This is a genomic window from Pukyongiella litopenaei, assembly GCF_003008555.2.
Taxonomy (GTDB): domain Bacteria; phylum Pseudomonadota; class Alphaproteobacteria; order Rhodobacterales; family Rhodobacteraceae; genus Pukyongiella; species Pukyongiella litopenaei.
The window spans coordinates 3668004-3689400 of record NZ_CP027665.1; the positions used below are offsets into that span (position 1 = coordinate 3668004).

Annotated in this window: 16 protein-coding genes; 10 read left to right on the forward strand and 6 right to left on the reverse strand. The window is 64.8% G+C overall.

The window, feature by feature from the left end:
- Positions 1-27 precede the first annotated feature (27 nt).
- Together C6Y53_RS17885 and thrS are read right to left on the reverse strand one after the other, a co-directional pair.
- Positions 28-330 (reverse strand): BufA1 family periplasmic bufferin-type metallophore, encoded by a 303-nt coding sequence (locus tag C6Y53_RS17885; protein ID WP_106473666.1) that lies wholly within the window; start codon positions 328-330, stop codon positions 28-30.
- Positions 331-547: 217 nt separating this feature from the next.
- Positions 548-2527 carry a threonine--tRNA ligase gene (gene thrS, locus C6Y53_RS17890; protein WP_106473667.1) on the reverse strand — a complete coding sequence of 660 codons (1980 nt, stop codon included), beginning with the start codon at positions 2525-2527 and terminating at the stop codon, positions 548-550.
- Positions 2528-2732: 205 nt separating this feature from the next.
- On the opposite strand from thrS, the gene C6Y53_RS17895 reads away from it, so the two are divergent.
- From C6Y53_RS17895 to C6Y53_RS17905, 3 genes are all read left to right on the forward strand, one after another.
- Entirely contained in the window at positions 2733-3476 is a 744-nt protein-coding gene (locus C6Y53_RS17895) for an alpha/beta hydrolase (RefSeq protein WP_106473668.1), read from the forward strand.
- Between the two features lie 69 nt (positions 3477-3545).
- Positions 3546-3971 carry a VOC family protein gene (locus tag C6Y53_RS17900; protein WP_106473669.1) on the forward strand — a complete coding sequence of 142 codons (426 nt, stop codon included), beginning with the start codon at positions 3546-3548 and terminating at the stop codon, positions 3969-3971.
- Between the two features lie 19 nt (positions 3972-3990).
- Positions 3991-4605 (forward strand): hypothetical protein, encoded by a 615-nt coding sequence (locus C6Y53_RS17905; RefSeq protein WP_106474182.1) that lies wholly within the window; start codon positions 3991-3993, stop codon positions 4603-4605.
- An 88-nt stretch (positions 4606-4693) separates the two neighbouring features.
- Here C6Y53_RS17905 and C6Y53_RS17910 read toward each other — a convergent pair whose 3' ends face one another.
- On the reverse strand, positions 4694-5284 hold the full coding sequence (locus tag C6Y53_RS17910; RefSeq protein WP_244614878.1) for a DUF6151 family protein: 591 nt from the start codon (positions 5282-5284) through the stop codon (positions 4694-4696).
- Positions 5285-5288: 4 nt separating this feature from the next.
- Positions 5289-6569, reverse strand: coding sequence for a polyhydroxyalkanoate depolymerase (gene phaZ / locus C6Y53_RS17915; protein ID WP_106473670.1), 1281 nt, complete (start codon positions 6567-6569; stop codon positions 5289-5291).
- Between the two features lie 118 nt (positions 6570-6687).
- On the opposite strand from phaZ, the gene C6Y53_RS17920 reads away from it, so the two are divergent.
- The 3 genes from C6Y53_RS17920 to phaR all read left to right on the forward strand — a co-directional run bounded on the left by C6Y53_RS17920 (position 6688) and on the right by phaR (position 9769).
- The gene (locus C6Y53_RS17920) at positions 6688-8496 is read left to right on the forward strand and encodes a PHA/PHB synthase family protein (protein ID WP_106473671.1); all 1809 of its coding nucleotides are present in this window, start codon (positions 6688-6690) and stop codon (positions 8494-8496) included.
- A gap of 126 nt (positions 8497-8622) precedes the next feature.
- On the forward strand, positions 8623-9066 hold the full coding sequence (locus C6Y53_RS17925; RefSeq protein ID WP_106473672.1) for a phasin, PhaP: 444 nt from the start codon (positions 8623-8625) through the stop codon (positions 9064-9066).
- 142 nt (positions 9067-9208) lie between these two features.
- Positions 9209-9769 (forward strand): polyhydroxyalkanoate synthesis repressor PhaR, encoded by a 561-nt coding sequence (gene phaR, locus C6Y53_RS17930; protein WP_106473673.1) that lies wholly within the window; start codon positions 9209-9211, stop codon positions 9767-9769.
- Between the two features lie 20 nt (positions 9770-9789).
- Here the strand turns inward: phaR and C6Y53_RS17935 are convergent, their stop codons facing one another.
- A complete protein-coding gene (locus C6Y53_RS17935; protein WP_149615556.1) occupies positions 9790-12093 on the reverse strand; it encodes a M10 family metallopeptidase in 2304 nt (767 codons plus the stop codon).
- Between the two features lie 174 nt (positions 12094-12267).
- On the reverse strand, positions 12268-13266 hold the full coding sequence (hemB, locus tag C6Y53_RS17940; RefSeq protein ID WP_106474185.1) for a porphobilinogen synthase: 999 nt from the start codon (positions 13264-13266) through the stop codon (positions 12268-12270).
- Between the two features lie 124 nt (positions 13267-13390).
- Here hemB and C6Y53_RS17945 point away from each other — a divergent pair, with 124 nt between their 5' ends.
- The 4 genes from C6Y53_RS17945 (at position 13391) to C6Y53_RS17960 (ending at position 21389) form a co-directional block, all read left to right on the forward strand.
- Positions 13391-13912 (forward strand): component of SufBCD complex, encoded by a 522-nt coding sequence (locus C6Y53_RS17945; RefSeq protein WP_244614879.1) that lies wholly within the window; start codon positions 13391-13393, stop codon positions 13910-13912.
- Positions 13913-13922: 10 nt separating this feature from the next.
- Complete coding sequence (mfd, locus tag C6Y53_RS17950; protein WP_106473674.1) at positions 13923-17399, forward strand: transcription-repair coupling factor; 3477 nt, start codon at positions 13923-13925, stop codon at positions 17397-17399.
- Between the two features lie 143 nt (positions 17400-17542).
- Positions 17543-19354, forward strand: a complete 1812-nt coding sequence (locus tag C6Y53_RS17955; protein ID WP_106473675.1) for an ABC transporter transmembrane domain-containing protein — start codon at positions 17543-17545, stop codon at positions 19352-19354.
- A gap of 139 nt (positions 19355-19493) precedes the next feature.
- Complete coding sequence (locus C6Y53_RS17960) at positions 19494-21389, forward strand: acyl-CoA synthetase (protein WP_106473676.1); 1896 nt, start codon at positions 19494-19496, stop codon at positions 21387-21389.
- The last annotated feature ends 8 nt before the right edge of the window (positions 21390-21397 follow it).

Genomic DNA, 21397 nt, shown 5'->3' on the forward strand with positions numbered 1-21397 from the left:
CCGACCATCCCCTGTGTGCCGCCGCAATCAGGCCGGCAGGTCGCGTTCGAGCGCGCTGAGCGACCCCTTGCGTTCGGTGCCGTCGGCCATCGCCGGCAGGTCGATCTCGGCGCATGTTCCGGCATCGACCAGCTTCCAGGCGTTGCCCTGGTAGTCGACGGTCGACGTGCCCGCGCAGGTGGTGCCGGGACCGGCGGCGCAGTCGTTCTGGCCGGCCATCGACACGCCATAGCATTTTTCCTTGGACTGGGCCGAGGCGGTGGTGGCGTGGCTGGCGAGCGCGGCAGCAACGGCGCTGGCGACGGCCAGGGTCTTTGCGGTATTCGACATCTGTCTGGTTCTCCCTCAGGTGGATCGTGGTCTATCGGTATCGGCAGAGTAAACCGGGCGCGGCACGGGCAGAATTCACGACCCCGTGTCTCACGTCCGTATCAGCCGGCGTGACACAGGTTTCAGGCGCTGCGCCCTGAAAAACAACCAGAAATGCAGGTCTGAAACAAAACGGCCCCCGTCAGGAGGCCGTTTTCAGGGTATATCGCGGCAAATGTTACAGCAGGTCGGGCGCCGTGGCCTCGCGGCTGAGCGCGTTTGTTACATCGGCCAGCGTCTCGACGCGGGTGCGTTTCTCGCCCAGCCGGCGCAACGTCACGGTGCGTTCCTCGACCTCGCGGGCGCCGACGGCCAGGATCACCGGCACCTTGCCGACGGAATGTTCGCGGACCTTGAAATTGATCTTTTCGTTCCGCGTGTCCGCCTCGGCACGCACCCCGGCCTTTTGCAGCTCGGCCACGACCTCGGCCACATAATCGTCGGCCTCCGAGGTGATCGACGCGACCACCACCTGGCGCGGCGCCAGCCAGAAGGGCAGCTTGCCTTCCCAGTTCTCGATCAGGATCCCGATGAACCGTTCGAACGACCCGAGACAGGCCCGGTGCAGCATGTAGGGCCGGTGCCGGTCGCCATCGGCCCCGACATAGCTGGCCCCCAGCCGTTCGGGCAGGTTGGGGTCGACCTGAAAGGTGCCGCATTGCCAGACCCGTCCGATCGCGTCGGTCAGGTAGAAATCGAGCTTGGGCCCATAGAATGCCCCGTCGCCCGGCTCGAGCACATAGTCGCGGCCCACCGCCTTGATCGCCTTTTCCAGCGCACCCTCGACATGGTCCCAGCTTTCGTCCGATCCCACCCGTTTCTCGGGGCGGGTGGCAAAACGGATCTCGAAATCCTCGAATCCCAGTTCGCGATAGACATCGGCGAGGAAGTCGATGAAGCGGGCGCATTCCTCCTGGATCTGGTCCTCGGTGCAGAAGATATGCGCATCGTCCTGGGTAAAGCCGCGCACGCGCATGATCCCGTGCAGCGCGCCCGAGGGTTCGAACCGCGCGCAGGATCCGAACTCGGCCAGCCGCAGCGGCAGATCGCGGTAGCTCTTGAGCCCCTGGTTGAAGACCTGCACATGGCAGGGGCAGTTCATCGGCTTGAGCGCGTTGATCCGGGTCTGGTCGCGGTTCCGGGCCTTGGCATCGTCGGTTTCGCCATCGCGGCTTTCATCCACCTCGACCAGGAACATGTGGTGCTGGTATTTTTCCCAATGGCCCGAGGCTTCCCACAGCTTGCGGTCCACCACCTGCGGCGTGTTGATCTCGCGATAGCCGCCGGCGCGCTGCTTGCGGCGCATGTAGTCCTGCAGCGTGGTATAGACCGTCCAGCCGTTCGGGTGCCAGAACACCTGGCCGGGGGCTTCCTCCTGCATGTGGAACAGGTCCATCTCGCGGCCCAGCTTGCGGTGGTCGCGCTTGGCGGCCTCCTCCAGCATGTGCAGATGGGCCTTCAGCTTGTCGCGGTTCTGGAACGCGACGCCGTAGATACGTTGCAGCATCGGCCGGTTGCTGTCGCCGCGCCAATAGGCGCCGGCAATGCTCATCAACTTGAACGCGTCGCCCGGCAACTGCCCGGTATGCTGCAGGTGCGGGCCGCGGCACAGATCCTGCCAGTGGCCGTGCCAGTACATGCGCAGGTCCTCGCCCTCGGGGATCGCCTCGACCAGCTCGACCTTGTAGGGCTCGTTGTTGGCCTTGTAATAGTCGATCGCGCGCGCGCGTTGCCAGACCTCGGTGGTGACCGGGTCGCGCTTGTTGACGATCTCCTTCATCTTCGCTTCGATCAGGCCGAGATCCTCGGGCGTGAACGGCTCGTCGCGGTCGAAATCGTAATACCAGCCGTTCTCGATGACCGGGCCGATGGTGACCTTGGTGGCGGGCCAGATCTCCTGCACCGCGCGGGCCATCACATGGGCGAAATCGTGGCGGATCAGTTCATTGGCCTGCGGTTCGTCCTTCATCGTGTGAATGGCGATGGTCGCGTCGTCGCCGATCGGCCATTGCAGATCCCAATGGGCGCCGTTCACCGTTGCCGAGACCGCCTTCTTGCCCAGCGAGGTCGAAATGTCGGTGGCCACCTGCGCAGGCGTCACGCCGGCCTCGAAGGATCGGATATTGCCATCGGGAAAGGTCAGGGAAATCTGGGCCATGTTCTGGCTCTCCTCGTCGGTTTGGCGCCCACGGAACGCCCGGTTGCGGGTATGTCGTGCGGCGTCTTTTGACCAGACGGGCGGGCCATGTCAACCACGGGGGCGATCTCGTGGGCAACCACGGGGGCGATCACGGGCATGACAATGCCGTTGCAGCCCCCGGCGGCTGCGGCCATGATCGCGCCAGACCATCGAAGGGCCGAACATGACCGCCACTACCTTTCTCGATACGCCGCAGGGCCGCCGCATCGCCTATCACCGGACCGAAGGGCAGGGGCCGTGCATCGTCTTTCTGGGCGGGCTGAAATCCGACATGGAAGGCACCAAGGCGGTGCATCTCGAGGCCTGGGCACGGGCGCGCGGGCGGGCCTATCTGCGGTTCGACTATTCCGGACATGGCGAAAGCTCAGGCTCTTTCGAGGTCGGCTGCATCGGCGACTGGCACGAGGATGTCCTGGCCGCTGTCGATGGCCTGGCCGGGGCGCCGCTGGTGGTGGTCGGGTCCTCGATGGGGGGGTGGCAGGCGCTGCTGCTGGCGCGGGCGCGACCCCAACGCATCGCGGGCATGGTCACCATCGCCGCGGCGCCGGATTTTACCGAGGACGGCTATTGGGCCCGGTTCACCGAGGATCAGAAAACGGCGCTGGACCGTGACGGCCAGGTCGAGATGCCGTCGGATTACATGGAGCCCTACATCATCACCCGCCGCCTGATCGAGGACGGGCGCAACCGGCTGGTGCTGCGCGATCCGCTGCGGCTGCCGTTTCCCGTCCGCTGCCTGCAGGGCACCGCCGATACGGCCGTTTCGACCGCAACCGCCCTGCGGTTGCTCGACCATGCCGATTGCGACGACATGCGGTTGCTGCTGGTCAAGGACGCCGATCATCGGTTCTCGGACGGGCCGTGCCTGACATTGATCGAGGCCGCGATCGACGACATCCTGTCCTGACACCGGGTCAGGGCAGGGCCGGGGCCGGCGGTATGGCGCGGTCCCGGCCACAGGGGAAGGGAGGACGCAATGGATCAACGGGTGAGCCTGATCACGCTGGGCGTGCGCGATCTGGCGCGGGCAAGCACGTTCTACGACGCGTTGGGGTGGCGGCGGGTGGACACGCCCGAGGGCATCATCACCTATGACCTGCTGGGGCAGACGCTCGGGCTCTACCCGCTGGAAAATCTCGCGCGCGACATGGGGCTCGACATGGCGGATCTTGGCCATGGGGCGATGACGCTGGCCTGCAACTGCCGCGAGAAAGCCGAGGTGGCGCAGGTGCTGGCGCGGGCAGAGGGCGCCGGCGCCGAAATCCTCAAACCGGCCCATGACGTGTTCTGGGGTGGCCATATCGGGTATTTCCGCGACCCGGACGGCCATGTCTGGGAGGTGGCGTTCAATCCTTTCTCGCCGCTGGGGCCGGACGGGGCGTTCCGCTGGGACGGCTATTGAGATGCGCCGCCCCGGCAGCATGCGGGGGCTGGAAAACCTCGGCCGCGTAAGGCTTTCCAGGCATTTCTTCATGCGTGACTTCCTCTATTCGGAAATCGCCGGCTTCCATGCGCTCGCGAACATACCCGACGATCCGGACCTGGCGATAGACTGCGGCCGGGCCTTCTGCGAGACGCTGATGGACCCGCTGCAGGAAACCTTTGGCCGGATGGCCGTGCGCTCGGGCTATCGCTCGGCATCGCTGAATGCGTTTGGCAATGCCCATGGGCTCAACTGTGCCCGCAACGATCACCCGCTGGAATGCCATATCTGGGATCGCGGGCGCGGGGCCGACCGGATCGCCGGCGCGTCCGTGGTGATCCCCTGGTTCGCCGACCAATATGCCCAGGGGCGGGACTGGCGCGACCTGGCCTGGTGGCTGCACGATCACCTCGACTACTCCGAGATCTGGTTCTTCCCGAAACTTTGCGCGTTCAACCTGGTCTGGCGGCCCGAACCGCTCCGGCGCATCGACAGCTATATCGCGCCGCGCGGCTGCCTGCTGCGCGCGGGCGAGACCCCGGCCGCATCCCCGGCGATGCGCCGCGTCCGCCATGCGGATTTCCCGCCTTTCCGGGGCATCGCCCCTCCCTAAAGGATCGGCCCATCCTTCATCTTGCCGGATAAACTCCGGGGGTCCGGGGGCTGGCCCCCGGTCCTGCCGCCGGACCCGGGCAGTAACTTCAGCGACTGAGCGCCGCGCGGGCCTCTTTGGTCAGCACCGTGACCGGGCCGGTTGGCTCTCCGGTTTCGATGTCGAAGAACGGGCTATGACGCCAGCGCCCGGACAGGCGCGCGGCGATCATGCGTGAAAGGATGCCCCAGCCGGCCCGCGCGTAATGTTCGTGGCGATAGCCGCCGCCCTGTTTCGGGATATGCGCCCGCACCACCACCGGTCCGAGGGCGTTGATATCGTCGAACCGATCCGCCACGATCCCCGCAAATGGCAGTTTCGGGCTGGCGAGCGTGTTGAACAGCGGTGTGTTGCAGCAGGATGCATACCAGCGGAACAGCCCCTTTGGACTAAGCCGCATGACCGCCAGTTTGTCGGCGCCCGAAATGATGGTCAGCGCATCGGGTGTGGTCTGCAGCACATGCACGCCTTCGCCAGCGGGATCGGGTTGGTGGAAATGCAGATGCGCCGCGCGGCAGTCGGCGCATTGACAGGTCACATGGGTTGCCGCGCGCAGCCCGTCCGCCGAGAGCGTGGCGTGAAAGCCGCCGCACCGGCAGGACAGGCCCAGCGGCCCCTTGCCCTTGCGCCGGCGGGCCACGGGATCAGGCGGCCGCGTTGCGGTTGGCGGCCTTGCCGGGCCTGCGGGTCGGCCCGCCGCTGTTGGCGTCGATGAAATCCAGCACCAGCGGGCGGATATTGTCGCGCCAGGACCGGCCGGCGAAAATGCCGTAATGGCCGGCGCCGGGCTCGACATGGCTGGCTTTCTTGTCATCCGCCAGACCGGTGCACAGATCCAGCGCCGCGATGCACTGGCCGGGGGCCGAGATGTCGTCCTTGGCGCCTTCGACGGTGATCACGGCGACATTAGTGATCTTGCCGATATCGACCTGGTGGCCATCGACCACGAACACGTTGCGGGCGATTTCCCGGTTCTTGAACACCCGCTCGACCGTCGAGAGATAGAATTCCGCGGTCATGTCCATCACCGCCAGGTATTCGTCGTAGAACCGGTTATGGGCATCGTGATCCGAGGCCAAACCGCGCATCACACGCGAAATCTGGTCGGAAAAGGCATTGGCATGGCGTTCCGCGTTCATCGACATGAACGACGAGAGCTGCAGCAGCCCCGGATAAACCTTGCGCCCCACGCCCGGATATTTGAACCCGACACGCTGGATCATGAACCGTTCGAGCTGGCCCATCGTCACCCGGCGGCCGAAATCGGTCACGTCGGTCGCGGCGGCATCGGGGTCGACCGGCCCGCCGATCAGGGTCAGGGTGCGCGGCTGCGCATCGGGGTCCTGCTCGGCCAGGTAGGCGGTGGCCGCCAGCGTCAGGGGGGCCGGCTGGCAGACCGCGATCACATGGGTGTCGGGACCCATCTCGCGCATGAAATCAACCAGGTAGAGCGTGTAGTCCTCGATATCGAACTTGCCCGCCGAGACCGGGATGTCGCGGGCGTTGTGCCAGTCGGTCACATAAACCTCGCAATCGACCAGAAGGCTTTTCACCGTCGACCGCAGCAGCGTGGCGTAATGGCCGGACATCGGTGCCACCAGCAGCACCTTGCGCGGGCGGGTTTCGCGGCCCGCGACGTTGAAATGGACCAGATCGCCAAAGGGGCGTTCGACGACCGTTTCTATGTCGACCAGATGGTCCTTGCCATCCTTGCAGGTGAAGGTGCGGATGCCCCAGTCGGGTTTGACCACCATCCGTTGAAACGTGCGCTCGGTCACTTCGCCCCAGGCCGCCATCCAGTTCAGGGCCGGGTTCGGCACCATCGAAAAGACCGGATACGAGGCCATCGCCAGCGCCGAGGCACCCAACCACTGGTTGGTGTTGCGATAGGTCTCCATCAGGTCGTAGCTCATCATGTACTGCATTCGGGTTACCTACTTGTTGGCGTCCGCCCGGAGACGGACCATTCGCCGCTTTGCCTCCCGAACGTGGCGACGTATGATGGTTGCTGCGTGGCGGCGAGGTTATTGGGGAACATTTCAAATGACAACTACCCAGGGCGGCTCCGGCGAGATGTCGAAGGAACATCTCGACCGGTTGATGGAAAACCTAGGAAAAGTCGAGGTCCTGTCGAGGCGATTGGTGGGGGTGATGTCCAACAAGACCGGCCACAACCCCGCGCTGGACGGTCCGAATCAGGAATTGTTTGCCAGGGCGGCCCTATCCTATTGGAATGAGGCGCTTCGCAACCCGGCCCGGCTGCTCGAACAGCAGGTCGAATTCTGGTCGAAATCGGTGCTGCATTTCGCCGAGGCGCAAAAGACGCTGATCGGCTGCCCGACGGACGAGGCCGGGAACGAGGGCCCCGCGGACAGGCGGTTCTCGAACCCGCTGTGGGATACGCATCCGTTTTTCAGTTTCGTCAGGCAGCAATACCAGACCAATGCGGCGGCGTTGCGCGACGCGGTGCAGTCCATCGAGGGTATGGACGAGAAGGAAAAACGCCGGCTGTCCTATTTCGCCGACCAGATCGCCGATCTTCTGGCGCCGACCAATTTCCTGGCCACCAACCCCGATGCGCTCGAACGCGCGCTGGAAACCGATGGCCAGTCGTTGGTGGACGGGCTGGAAAATCTGGTCAAGGATCTCGAAGCCAACGATGGCGAACTGGTCGTGCGCCTGGCCGACGAGAAGGCATTCGAGATCGGCGGCAACATCGCCACCACGCCGGGGGACGTGGTCTATCGCAACCGGATGATGGAACTGATCCAGTACAGGCCGGCCACGGACCAGGTGCGCGAGGTGCCCATCGTCCTCTTTCCGCCCTGGATCAACAAGTTCTACATCCTTGACCTGAAGGCGCAGAACAGCCTGATAAAATGGGTGACCGAACAGGGCTATACCCTGTTCGTGGTCAGCTGGATCAACCCCGACACGTCATACAGCGATACCGGGCTGGAGGATTACATCGAGGACGGCTACCTGGCCGCATTCCGCGAGGTGAAGGCCATCACCGGATCGGCCCAGGTCAACGCCGTGGGCTATTGCATCGCCGGCACCACGCTGTCGCTGGTGTTGTCGCTGCTCAAACAGACCGGCGACAATTCGATCAAGTCGGCCACCTTCTTTACCGCGCTGACCGATTTTTCCGATCAGGGCGAATTTACGCCGTTCCTGAGCAATGATTTCATCGACGGCATAGAAACCGAGGTCAAGCGCAAGGGGGTTCTGCAATCCTACCTGATGGCGCGGACCTTCTCGTATCTGCGGTCGAAGGACCTGGTCTATACGCCGGCGATCCGCAGCTACATGATGGGTGAAACGCCGCCCGCCTTCGATCTGCTCTACTGGAACGGGGACGGGGCGAACCTGCCGGGCCGGATGGCGGTGCAATATCTGCGCGGCCTGTGCCAGAGCAACGATTTCGCCGAAGGCGGGTTCGACCTGATGGGGCACAGGCTGAAGGTATCGGACGTGGATGTGCCGCTCTGCGCGGTGACCTGCGAAACCGACCACATCGCCGCCTGGAAGGACTGCTATCGCGGCGTGCAGAAGATGGGCTCGAAGAACAAGACCTTCATCGTGTCGCAATCGGGGCATATCGCGGGCATCGTCAACCCGCCCAGCAAGAACAAATATGGCCACTACACCAATACCGACCTGTCGCTGCCGGCGGATGCATGGTTCGACGGCGCCGATTTTCACGAAGGATCGTGGTGGCCGCGCTGGGAGAAATGGTTGTCGAAACGCTCGGGCAAGAAGGTTCCCGCGCCCCAAATGCCGGGTGATTCTGAGCATCCGGTGCTCGAACCGGCGCCGGGAAGCTATGTGAAGAAGAAAGCAAGCCTTTGAAAACACAGGGTAGGCGGAAAAATGCTGCGGTGCAGAAAAAAACTCTTGTAATGCGGCGGCGCAGCATTAGATTTGTGGCACAGATAAAACCGGGGTTGTCCCGAACCGCTGACAAGGATTGCTAAGATGGCCAAGACCCAAGACTACACCGCCGCCCTCAAAGATTTCATGGGCGCGTTCCCGGTCGACATGACCGCCTTTGAAGACACGTTCAAGACCACCGCGACGCTGAACGAGAAGCTGGCAGCCGTTGCGCTGACCGCCGCCGAGAAGTCGGCCGAGATCTCGAACAAGTGGACCAAGGACACCATCGCCAAGCTGGGCGATGTTGCCAAGGCCAAGGCCGAGCCGGCCGATTATGCCAAGGCCGTGACCGATTTCGTGTCGGCATCGGCAGAAGTTTCGGCCGAGAACCTGGCCGCATACGCCGAAGTTGCCAAGAAGGCCCAGACCGAAACCGTCGAACTGCTGATGGCCGCAGGCAAGGACGTGGCGGAAGACGCCACCGCCGCCGTCAAGAAGGCCACCGAAGAGGTGACCAACGTGGCCAAGAAGGCCGCTGCCAAGTAAGGCAGGATATACGCCGAGCTGCACCTTCCCTCCTCCCGAATGGTGCAATCGCGTAGGGCGGGCCGCGAGGCCCGCCCTTTTCTTTTGTTCTGCGCTCGCATAGTCTTTTTCTGCGATGCAGACATGAGCGGAGGACGGCGAGTTGGGTGACGAGGAAAAACAGCTGCTTATCAAGCGATATGCAAGCCGCAGGCTCTACAATACCGAGACCAGCGACTATGTGACGCTCGACGATATCGCCGGCTTCATCCGTGACGGGCGCGAGGTGAAGATCGTCGACCTCAAGACCGGTGACGACCTGACGCGGCAATACCTGCTGCAGATCATTGCCGACCACGAAAGCAAGGGCGAAAACGTGCTGCCGGTGACGGTGCTCAACGATCTCGTGCGCAGCTACATGATACCCGGCGGCGGGATGATGCCGCATTTCCTGCAATCGAGTTTCGACATGCTGCGGGAAAGCCAGTCCAAGATGGTCGAAAGCATGAGCGCGATGAACCCGATCACCAAGATCCCCGGGTTCGAGGCGCTGCAGGCGCAGCAGCAGGCATTCCTCAAGGCCATGACGGGCGGACTGGCCGAAGGCTGGTCGGGGCCGTCCCGCGACATCGGCGAACCCACGGCCGAGGAAGCGTCGGAAGATCTCGATGAGATCAAGAAACAGCTGGCCGAATTGCAGGACAAGCTGTCCAAGCTGAAATAGCCGGGGTCAGCCGGACCGGATCAGAAGAAATCGAAATTCGCCGCTGTTACATCGGCGCGGTCGAGGCCGTTCAGGAAGATATCGACGCTGGCAAACTCGACCAGCAGCCCGGCGGCGGTATCGGTAAAGTTCAGATCGGACAGGCGTTCTGCCCCTCCCGTGATCCTGATCGTGTCGACGGGCCGGAAATCGGCAATGGTGTCCTTGCCCGACGACAGGTCAAACACGAAAGTATCGAAACCGTTGCCGCCCGTGAGATGGTCGTTGCCGCTGCCGCCGTGGACCAGATCGTTGCCGTTGCCGCCCGAGAGCCGGTCGTTGCCGTCGCCGCCATAGATCAGATCGTTCCCGTTCCCGCCCGAAAGCCAGTCCGCACCGCCCCGGCCACCGATCAGGTCGTGGCCGTCTGCACCCCAGATCGTGTTGGCGCCACGGTCGCCGAACAGACGGTCGCCATAGTTCGACCCGGAAATCTCCTCGATCGACGCATAGCGATCGCCCCTGGCGTGACCGGTATTGGTGCCCGGCGATTGCAGGTCGGCGCGGAGCCCGGCGGGTGCGCCGTAATAGACCGCGCGGTCGTAACCGTTGCCGCCGTTCAGCCAGTCCCCGCCCGAACCGCCATCCAGCTTGTCGTTGCCATTGCCGCCGGACAGACTGTCCGCACCGGCCCGGCCGACGATCCGGTCATGGCCGTCCGCGCCCCAGATCAGGTTGGCGCCACCATTGCCAAGCAGATAGTCGCCATAGTTCGATCCGGAAATCTCCTCGATTGCCGCATAGCGATCGCCCCTGGCGTGGCCGGTATTGGTGCCCGGCGATTGCAGGTCGGCGCGGAGCCCGGCAGGCGCGCCGTAATAGACCGCACGGTCGTAACCGTTGCCGCCGTTCAGCCAGTCCCCACCCGAACCGCCATCCAGCTTGTCGTTGCCATTGCCGCCGATCAGCCTGTCCGCACCGGCCCGGCCGACGATCCGGTCATGGCCATCCGCGCCCCAGATCGTGTTGGCGCCACCATCGCCATGAAGGGTATCGTTGCGGGCGGTTGCATAGATATCCTCGATGGAGACATAGCTGTCGCCCTTGGCGTGGCCGGTGTTTCGGGATGGCGCATAGAGATCCGCCCGCACGCCCGTGCTGGCGCTGGAATAGCTTGCCCGGTCGATCCCGCTCCCGCCGTTGAGATGGTCGCCGCCCGCGCCGCCGATCAGCACGTCATTGCCCGCGCGCCCGTATAGATTGTCGTTGCCGGCATTGCCGTTGAGCCGGTTGGCGGCCGCGTTGCCCTTCAGCGTGTCCCAACCCGAACCGCCAATGGCGTTTTCGATCAGCGACCGGGTGTCATCCTGATAGAGCAGGGCGTTGTAGATATTGCCGGCGGCGTATTTCGCCGGCCCGTCCGCATCGTTCGGTTTCAGCCGAACCCGTTGCCCGGTGGAGAACAACGAATGGCCGCCGGGATTGAGATCCACCGAAACAGCCTTGGTATAGGCGCGCAGGTCGTATGTGTCGGTGCCGCCGCCATCCCAGATCGTGGCAAAGATCCGGTTGTTGCCGGGGTTGATCGCGGTGGCGCCGTTCACCCGCGTGATCCCTGAACCCGGCACCCATGAATAAACCGTATTGCCGCTGTTGGTGTTGAAATCCGCGCCATAGAGATATTGCAGCGCCGCGATATCCGCCATCATCCAGGTCTGGGCATAACCCCAGGTTTCATTGGAATATGACCACGCGGAATCACCGGCATAGGCGCGGTAGGTCATCAGCGAATATTCCATCTTGTCCCGCGCGGCGGGCAAGGCGCCGAAAGCGCCGCTGACATGGCCGTGATCCAGCCCCAGCCCGTGGCCGATTTCATGGATCAGGCTGTGATGCGCATAGTTGCCCGCGCGCGGGGTGCTGAAATCCTCAAGGACATTTGACAGCCAGACATCACCGCCTTCGGCGCCCGTCGACGGCAGATAGGTCCAGGCCGTGCCAAAATTATGTGGATCGCGGCTGGTCTGGGCGATGCGGATATGCGCATTTGCGGCGGAGGTGTAATTGATGTTGACGCCGGTGAACCCTTCGACCGAGAACCCGGCGGCAGCAACCGGTCCGCGCGTGGCGCTCAGCGCGAAATCAACCGTCGCCTTCATCCGCGACGACAGCGAGAACAGGCCCCCCTGTTCACCTTCGCCATAGAACGATCCGTATTCGGCCCTGCCGGAGGGGGTGGAATAGGTGATCGCCGGGTCGCTCCAGGCGGTGTCCCACAGAATGCCGTCGATGATCGGGTCGCCGGACGGTGACACCCGGAACGTGGTATGACCTGTTCCGCTCATGCCTGGATGCTCCCCTTTGATCGATCGGCCATGCCGCCCCGGCCATCATTCGCCGGGCCGGGTTCCAGCGATGAAAATCCTAGTCCACGCGGCGCATGCGCGTCCAGTCAGCCGCCGCCCGCCCACAGGCGACCAGATCATCCGGGCAAAATATGGCCGGCAATCGGGCGAAGATCAGCCGTTCAGCAGCCTTGCGGCCTCGGGCGCAAAATAGCTCAAGATGCCGTCACATCCGGCCCGCTTGAACGCCAGCAGGCTTTCGAGCATCGCCTTTTCGCCGTCGATCCAGCCATTGAGCGCCGCCGCCCGGATCATCGCGTATTCACCCGACACCTGGTAGGCAAAGGTGGGCGCCCCGAAACTGTCCTTCACGCGGCGGCAGATGTCGAGGTAGGGCATTCCCGGCTTGACCATCACCATATCCGCGCCCTCGGACAGGTCGCGCTGGACCAGCCGCAATGCCTCGTCCGAATTGCCCGGATCCATCTGGTATGTCTTCTTGTCCCCGGTCAGCGCGCCCGACGCCCCCACCGCGTCGCGGAACGGGCCATAGAAGGCGGACGCGTATTTCGCTGCATAGGACAGGATCATCACGTTGCGGTGGCCCTGCGCCTCGAGCGCGGCCCGCATGGCGCCGATCCGGCCGTCCATCATGTCCGACGGCCCGATGATGTCGGCACCCGCCTCGGCCTGCGCCAGCGTCATCCTGACCAGCGCCTCGACGGTTTCATCATTGATGATCTCGCCATCGACCACGAACCCGTCATGGCCGTTGATGTTGTAGGGGTCGAGCGCCACGTCGGTCATCACCGCGATATCGGGCGCTGCGGCCTTGATCGCGCGGATGGCGCGGTTCGACAGGTTGTCGGGGCTCCAGGCTTCGGCGCAATCCTCGGTCCGGTCGTCCTGCGCCGTATAGGGAAAGATGCAGATTGCCGGGATGCCGAGCGCGGCGGCCTCTGTCGCCGCGATGGCCGCCCGGTCGACGGTGCGGCGCACGACACCGGGCATCGACGGCACCGGTTCCTCCATGTCCTCGCCCGCGCGCACGAAGATCGGCCAGATCAGGTCATCCACCGACAGGCTGGACTGGCGCACCAGCGCGCGGATCGCCGGCGACTGGCGCGTGCGGCGCAGGCGGGCGGCGGGGAAGGGGGCGACGGTGGGTTTCATGGCGCTTGCCTTCTTGCAGAACTGCGCCTTGGGTGGCATGGAAAACCCCCACCCGCAAGGGTGTCGGATGCCGCGCCTGCCGCGCGGATTTGCGAGGACTGGCGAAAAGGCGGATAGAGGGCGCGTGAATATCTCGATTTTCGGGCTGATCGACATGCGATCCTTTTCCAGCCTCTGGTACTGGATCGGGCTGGCCGTGATGTGGTCGTCGGCCAGCTACTGGGTGCTGGGCATACCCTTCGATCTGGTCCGCCGGGCCCAGCGGATGGGTGGGCAGGCCCAGGCCGATCTCGAGGCGGTTGCCCGCGTCAACGTGAACCGGCTGCTTGCTGCCGGCCGGGCCGGCGGCATCTGGCTGCCCGCGCTCGGCAGTTTCCTGCTGTCGGGGCTCGCGGTTCTGGGGTTCGGCTATGATCTGGAACTGGCGCAGGCGCTGTTCCTGATGGGCCTGCCGTTGACGCTGGTGTGGCTGATGAGCCTGTCCGCCGCGCACCGCATCGCCAACGAGGGTACGACCGGCACGGCCCTTCACCGGCGGCTGTCATGGCACCGGATCAGGACCCAGGTGATCGGTGCGGTGTCGATCTTCCTGACCGCGATGTGGGGCACCTATCACATCCTGTCCACCTCGGTGCTGGGCGGCTGAGGAGACGGCGATGAACGATCCCAAACACATCACCATGGGCGGCGCGCCCGAAGGGTTCGACGCGCGGCTGATCCTCGACGAATCGGTACGGAGCGGCGCCCCGGTGCTGCATGTCGCGCGGGACGACAAGCGGATGGCGGCGATGCGCGCGGCGCTCGCCTTCTTTGCCCCGGACATGCCGGTGATGGATTTTCCGGGCTGGGATTGCCTTCCTTATGACCGGGTGTCGCCCAATCCCGAGATCGCGGCGCGGCGCATGGCGACGCTGGCCGCGCTGGTGCACGGGATGCCGCCGCGCTTCGTGCTGCTGACCACGCTCAATGCCGCGATGCAGAAGGTTCCCGCGCGGGATGTGCTGCGCGATGCCGCGTTCACCGCCCGCGTCGGATACCAGATCGACGAAGCCGCGTTGCGGGATTTCCTCGTGCGCATGGGCTTTGCGCAGGCGCCGACGGTGATGGAGCCCGGCGACTATGCGATCCGGGGCGGCATCATCGACATCTATCCGCCGGGTGAGGGCGGGCCGGTGCGGCTCGACCTGTTCGGGGATGTGCTGGATGGTGCGCGGCGGTTCGACCCGGCCACCCAGCGCACGACCGAAAAGCTCGACCTGGTGGAACTGGCCCCAGTCTCCGAGGTGATCCTCGATGACGCCGCGATTACACGCTTCCGGCAGAACTACCGCATCGAGTTCGGGGCGGCGGGCACGGACGATCCGCTCTATGAGGCGGTCAGCGCGGGCCGCAAGCATCAGGGCGTCGAACATTGGCTGCCGTTCTTTCACGAAAGACTGGAAACCCTGTTCGATTTCGTCCCCGATGCGACGGTTACGCTGGATGACCAGCTTACCCCCGCGCGGTTGTCGCGCTGGGAGGGGATCGCCGACCAATACGAGACCCGCAAGCTGGCGCTGAGGTCGAAATCGACCCTCGACAGTGTCTACAAACCGGTCCCGCCGGGGCAGCTCTATCTCGACGACGATGCCTGGGCGGGCGCGCTGACCGGGCGCCGGGCGGTGCAGTTCCATCCGCTGCCGCAGGCCTCTGGCCCCGGCGTGGTGGATGCGGGCGGGCGGATCGGCCGCAATTTCGCACCCGAGCGCCAACAGGAAAACATAAGCCTTTTCGGTGCTCTGGCCGATCACCTTAAAGCTAGGATGGAGGCGGGGCCGGTCGTCATCGCCTCGTATTCCGAAGGCGCGCGGGAAAGGCTGGCCGGGCTGATCGAAGACGAGGGGCTGGCCGAGACGGTGCCGATAACCGACGGCACGCGGATCGGCAAACGCGGGCTGCATCTCGCGGTCTGGCCGCTGGAACACGGGTTCGAGGGGCCGCTGGCGGACGGGCGCCTGACGGTGATCGCGGAACAGGATGTGCTGGGCGACCGGCTGATCCGCGCTCCGCGCCGGCGCCGCCGGGCCGAGAATTTCCTGACCGAGGCCCAATCGCTGTCACCGGGCGACCTGGTGGTGCATGTCGATCACGGCATCGGGCGCTATCACGGGCTCGAGGTGATCACGGCGGCGGGGGCGGCGCATGAATGCCTGAGCCTGGAATATGCCGACGGCGCGCGGCTCTACCTGCCGGTGGAGAATATCGAGCTGCTGTCGCGCTATGGCCACGAAGAGGGGCTGCTGGACAAGCTGGGCGGCGGCGCGTGGCAGGCGAAAAAGGCAAAGCTCAAGGAACGTATCCGCGAAATCGCGGACCGGCTGATCCGCATCGCCGCCGAACGCGCCCTGCGCAGCGCGCCGGTGCTGGAACCCGAACATCACGCCTGGGAGAGCTTCTCGGCGCGGTTTCCCTATCAGGAAACCGACGATCAGCTGAACGCGATCAAGGATGTGCTGGACGACATGACCGCCGGCACGCCGATGGACCGGTTGATCTGCGGCGATGTCGGGTTCGGCAAGACCGAGGTGGCCATGCGTGCCGCCTTCGTTGCGGCGATGTCGGGAATGCAGGTGGCCGTGATCGCGCCGACCACGCTGCTTGCGCGGCAGCATTATGCCAGCTTTGCCGAACGGTTCCGCGGCTTTCCCGTCAATGTACGCCAGTTGTCGCGGTTCGTGTCGTCGGGCGATGCGCAGAAAACGCGCGACGGCCTGTCAAAGGGTACCGTCGACATCGTGGTGGGCACCCATGCGCTGCTGGCCAAGGGGATCCGCTTTGCCAATCTCGGGTTGCTGGTGATCGACGAGGAACAGCATTTCGGCGTTGCCCACAAGGAGCGGCTGAAGGCGTTGCGCACCGATATCCACGTTCTCACGCTGACCGCGACGCCGATCCCGCGCACGTTGCAGCTGTCGCTGTCGGGGGTGCGGGACCTTTCGATCATCGGCACTCCGCCGGTCGACCGGCTGGCGATCCGCACCTATGTCAGCGAATTCGACGCGGTGACCATCCGCGAGGCGTTGTTGCGCGAACATTATCGCGGCGGGCAGAGCTTTTATGTGGTGCCGCGCATCACCGACCTGCGCGAGATCGAGGAATTCCTCAAGGAACAGCTGCCCGAACTGACCTATGTGGTCGCCCATGGGCAGATGGCGGCGGGCGAACTCGACCAGCGCATGAACGCGTTCTACGACGGCAAATACGACGTGCTGCTGGCCACCACCATCGTCGAAAGCGGCCTCGACATCCCCACCGCCAACACCATGGTCGTGCATCGCGCCGACATGTTCGGGCTGGCGCAGCTCTATCAGATCCGGGGCCGGGTGGGGCGCAGCAAGACCCGCGCCTATGCCTATCTGACCACCCGGCCGCGCGCCCCGCTGACGCCGGCGGCGGAAAAACGGCTGCGCGTCCTCGGCAGTCTCGACACGCTGGGCGCGGGGTTCACGCTGGCCTCGCAGGATCTCGACATTCGCGGCGCGGGCAACCTGCTGGGCGAGGAACAGTCGGGCCAGATGCGCGACGTGGGCTATGAGCTCTACCAGTCGATGCTGGAAGAGGCGGTGGCCAAGATCAAGGCCGGCGAAATGGAAGGGCTGTCGGACGCCGACGACCAGTGGGCGCCGCAGATCAACCTCGGCGTTCCGGTGCTGATCCCCGAGGATTATGTGCCCGATCTCGATGTGCGGCTGGGCCTCTACCGGCGCCTGTCGGGCCTGTCGACCAAGGTGGAACTGGAAGGGTTCGCGGCCGAACTGATCGACCGGTTCGGCAAGCTGCCGAAAGAGGTCAACACGCTGCTGCTGGTGGTGCGCATCAAGGCGATGTGCAAGCGGGCCGGCATCGCCAAGCTCGATGGCGGGCCGAAGGGTGCGACAATTCGCTTTCACAACGACAAGTTTGCCTCGCCCGAGGGGCTGGTCGAATTCATCCGCGCCCAGGACGGGCTGGCGAAGGTGCGCGACAATCGCATCGTCATCCGCCGCGACTGGCGCAAGGGCAGCGACAAGATCAAGGGCGCCTTCGCGATTGCCCGCGACCTGGCCGAGAAGGTGGCAGCAACCCGCAAGGCGGCCTCGGAAAGCCGCCGCTGAAGGCGCCGAAAGCAGGGTTCGATCCGGGCCGGGGGCAGGCAATGGCTTGACCCCGCCCGTCTGGGTGGCCATGAGAACGGGCGCGGGAAGCAGGCGGTGACGCCCGGTCTTGCCGCAACGCCCCGACCCGAGAAGGACCGATCATGAGAAGATCCCGTTCCCCGCAGTCCTCCGCCCCCGGCGCACAGGAAGAACGCGAAGGGTCGCGCCGTCTGAGCACGCTGCGCGCGCTCTGGCCCTTCATGCGCCCCTATCGCGGTCTGGTGCTGGCGGCACTGGGGGCGTTGACGCTGACGGCGGGGGTGTCGCTGACGCTGCCGCTGGCGGTGCGGCGGGTGGTCGACAATTTCCGGGTCGAGAATGGCGACCTTCTCAACGTCTATTTCATGGCCGCGCTGGGTATCGCGCTGTTGCTCGCGCTCGGAACCGGCCTGCGCTATGCGCTGGTGACCCGGCTGGGCGAACGGGTGGTGGCCGATATCCGCAAGGCGGTGTTCGACCGGGTCATCGGCATGAGCCCGGAGTTCTACGAGAACATCATGACCGGCGAGGTGCTGAGCCGGATCACTACCGACACCACGCTGATCCAGTCCGTGCTCGGGTCGTCCGCGTCAATTGCGCTTCGCAACATATTGATTTTCCTCGGCGGTATGGCCCTGATGCTGCTCACGTCGGCCAAGCTGGCGGGGCTGGTGCTGCTGCTGGTGCCGGTGGTGATCGTGCCGATCCTGGTGCTGGGACGGCGCCTGCGCGCGATCAGCCGCAAGAACCAGGACTGGATTGCCGCCTCGTCGGGCAACGCAGCCGAGGCGCTCGGCGCGGTGCAGACGGTGCAGGCCTTTACCCATGAAGGGGCCAGCCGCAGCCAGTTCGCGGGCATCACCGAAACCGCGTATGACGTGGCATTGCAACGCATCACCACCCGCGCGGTGATGACCGTGATCGTGATCTTCCTGGTGTTTTCCGGCGTGGTCGGGGTGCTCTGGATGGGGGCGCATGACGTGCGCGCGGGCGCGATCACCGAAGGCACGCTGATCCAGTTCGTGATCTATTCGGTCATGGTCGCCGGCGCGGTGGCCGCGCTGTCGGAGATCTGGGGCGAATTGCAGCGCGCCGCCGGTGCGACCGAACGGCTGGTCGAGCTGCTGCAGGCCAGCGACAGCGTGCGCGACCCGGAAACACCCGCCGCGTTGCCGCGCCCGGTCCGGGGCGAGATCACCTTTGACGGCGTGTTCTTCCACTACCCGTCGCGGCCCGACACGGCGGCGCTGAACGACGTGTCGCTGACCGTCGCGCCGGGGGAAACCGTGGCCTTTGTCGGCCCGTCCGGGGCGGGCAAGACCACGATCATCCAGATGATCCTGCGGTTTTACGACCCCGACAGTGGGCAGGTGCGGCTGGACGGTCAGGCGCTGACCGCGCTCGCGCGCGACGATTTCCGCCGCGAGATCGCGCTGGTGCCGCAGGATCCGGTGATCTTTGCCGCCTCGGCCCGCGACAATATCCGGTTCGGGCAGCCCGACGCCACCGATGAACAGGTCGAGGCCGCCGCCCGTGCCGCCGCCGCGCATGAGTTCATCGCGGCGCTGCCCGATGGCTATGACAGCCCGCTGGGCGAACGCGGCGTGATGCTGTCGGGCGGTCAGAAACAGCGGATCGCGATTGCGCGGGCCATACTGCGCGACGCGCCGGTCCTGCTGCTGGACGAGGCGACCAGCGCGCTGGACGCCGAAAGCGAACGCGCGGTGCAGAACGCGGTCGACGGGCTGGCGCGGGGGCGCACCACGCTGATCGTGGCGCACCGGCTGGCGACGGTGAAAAAGGCCGACCGCATCGTGGTGATGGACCAGGGCCGCATCGTGGCCACCGGACCTCATGACCAGCTCGTGGCCGAGGGCGGTCTTTATGCCCGGCTGGCGCGGATGCAGTTCACCGAAGGCGTCGCCGCCGAATAGCGCCGGGGCTGGCGCAACGTCACCTTGACGTTGACACGCGCTATCATGGTTCGCGTGCTTGCGCGAACGCGCAATTCCTTTCATCTTGGCTGAAATCAAGGCCCGCCCGAAAAATGGGCGATGAGGGGAGAATCTGAACATGTCGATCGCAACCGTGGCTGACCGTGACGCCATCGAGAACGAAATGCCCTGGGAGGCGCGAGACGTTCCCCGGACGCTCTACCAGATGTTGTCGAACACCGCCGCGCGCTTTCCCGACTATGACGCCTTCAGCTTCCAGATACTCTCGGGCCCGACGGACAAGGCGGAAACGCTGAAATGGGCGACGCTCAAGGACAAGGTGAGTCAGGCCGCCAACCTGTTCCGGTCGCTGGGCGTCGGCGAAAAGGACGTGGTCGCCTATGTGCTGCCCAACTGCAACGAAACCATCCTGGCGCTGCTGGGCGGCGCCGTGGCCGGGATCGTCAACCCGATCAACCCGTTGCTGGAACCCGAACAGATCGCGTCGATCCTGCGGGAAACGGGGGCAAAGGTGGTGGTGACGCTCAAGCCGTTCCCGAAAACCGACGTGGCCCAGAAAGTGGCCGAGGCGGTGCGGCACGCGCCCAAGGTCACCACCGTGCTCGAGGTGGACCTGAACCGTTATCTCACCCCGCCCAAAAGCTGGATCGTGCCGCTGATCCGGCCAAAGTTCGAGGATCGCGAACACCTGGCCCATGCGGATTACCTGAACTTCAACAAGGAACTGGAAAAGCAGCCCAAGGCACTGAATTTCGAGGATTCGCCGGGCGACCGGGTTGCGTTCTGTTTCCATACCGGCGGCACCACCGGGATGCCGAAGGTCGCGCAGCACCTCTATTCCGGCATGGTCTATAACGGGTGGGTCGGGGGCGAATTGCTGCTGACCGCCGAGGACAACATCATGTGTCCGCTGCCGCTGTTCCACGTCATGGCCTGCCATGTCATGCTGATGGCGGCGGTCTATTGCGGGTGCCATGTGATCTTTCCCACCCCGCAGGGCTATCGCGGCGAGGGGGTGTTCGACAATTTCTGGAAACTGAACGAACGCTGGAAGACGACCTTCATCGCCACCGTGCCCACCGCCATCGCGGCCACGATGCAGCGCCCGGTCGATGCCGATATCTCGACGGTGAAAAAGGCGTTTTCCGGATCGGCCCCGCTGCCGCTGGAACTGTTCCGCCGTTTCGAGGAAGCGACCGGCGTGACCATCATCGAAGGCTACGGGCTGACCGAGGCCACCTGTCTCGTCTCCGGCAACCCGGTCGATGGCGAAAAGAAGGTCGGCTCGATCGGCATTCCGTTTCCCTATACGGATGTGAAGATCTACAAGGGATCGCCCGACGGGCCCGGGCCGGTCGAATGCGCCATCGACGAGATCGGCGAGATCTGCATCGCCAACCCCGGCGTCTATGCCGGTCACACCTATACCGAGGACGAAAAGAACGCGAACCTGTTCTACCACGACAAATATCTGCGCACCGGCGATCTGGGCCGGATCGACAGCGACGGCTACCTGTGGATCACCGGCCGGTCCAAGGACCTGATCATCCGCGGCGGCCACAATATCGACCCCGCAGAAATCGAAGAGGCGCTGCTCGGCCATGACGCGGTCGCCTTTGCCGGTGCGATCGGTCAGCCCGATGCGCGTGCCGGCGAACTGCCCTGCGCCTTCGTGGAACTGGTCGATGGCGCCACCGTCACGCCCGAGGCCCTGATCGAGTATTGCAATATCCACGTTCACGAACGGGCGGCACGGCCGAAACACATCACGATCGTGGACGAACTGCCCAAGACCGCGGTCGGCAAGGTGTTCAAGCCGGACCTGCGCAAACAGGCGATCATCCGCGTTTATGACGCGGCGCTGGAACAGGCGGGACTTGCGGCGCGGGTCGACCATGTGATCGACGACAAGAAACGCGGGCTGGTGGCACGCGTGGCCGACAACGGCGCCGACAAGGATGCCGTGGCCAGGGTTCTGGGCGATTTCACGCGGCCCTGGGAATGGGTGGCCTGACGGGGCGG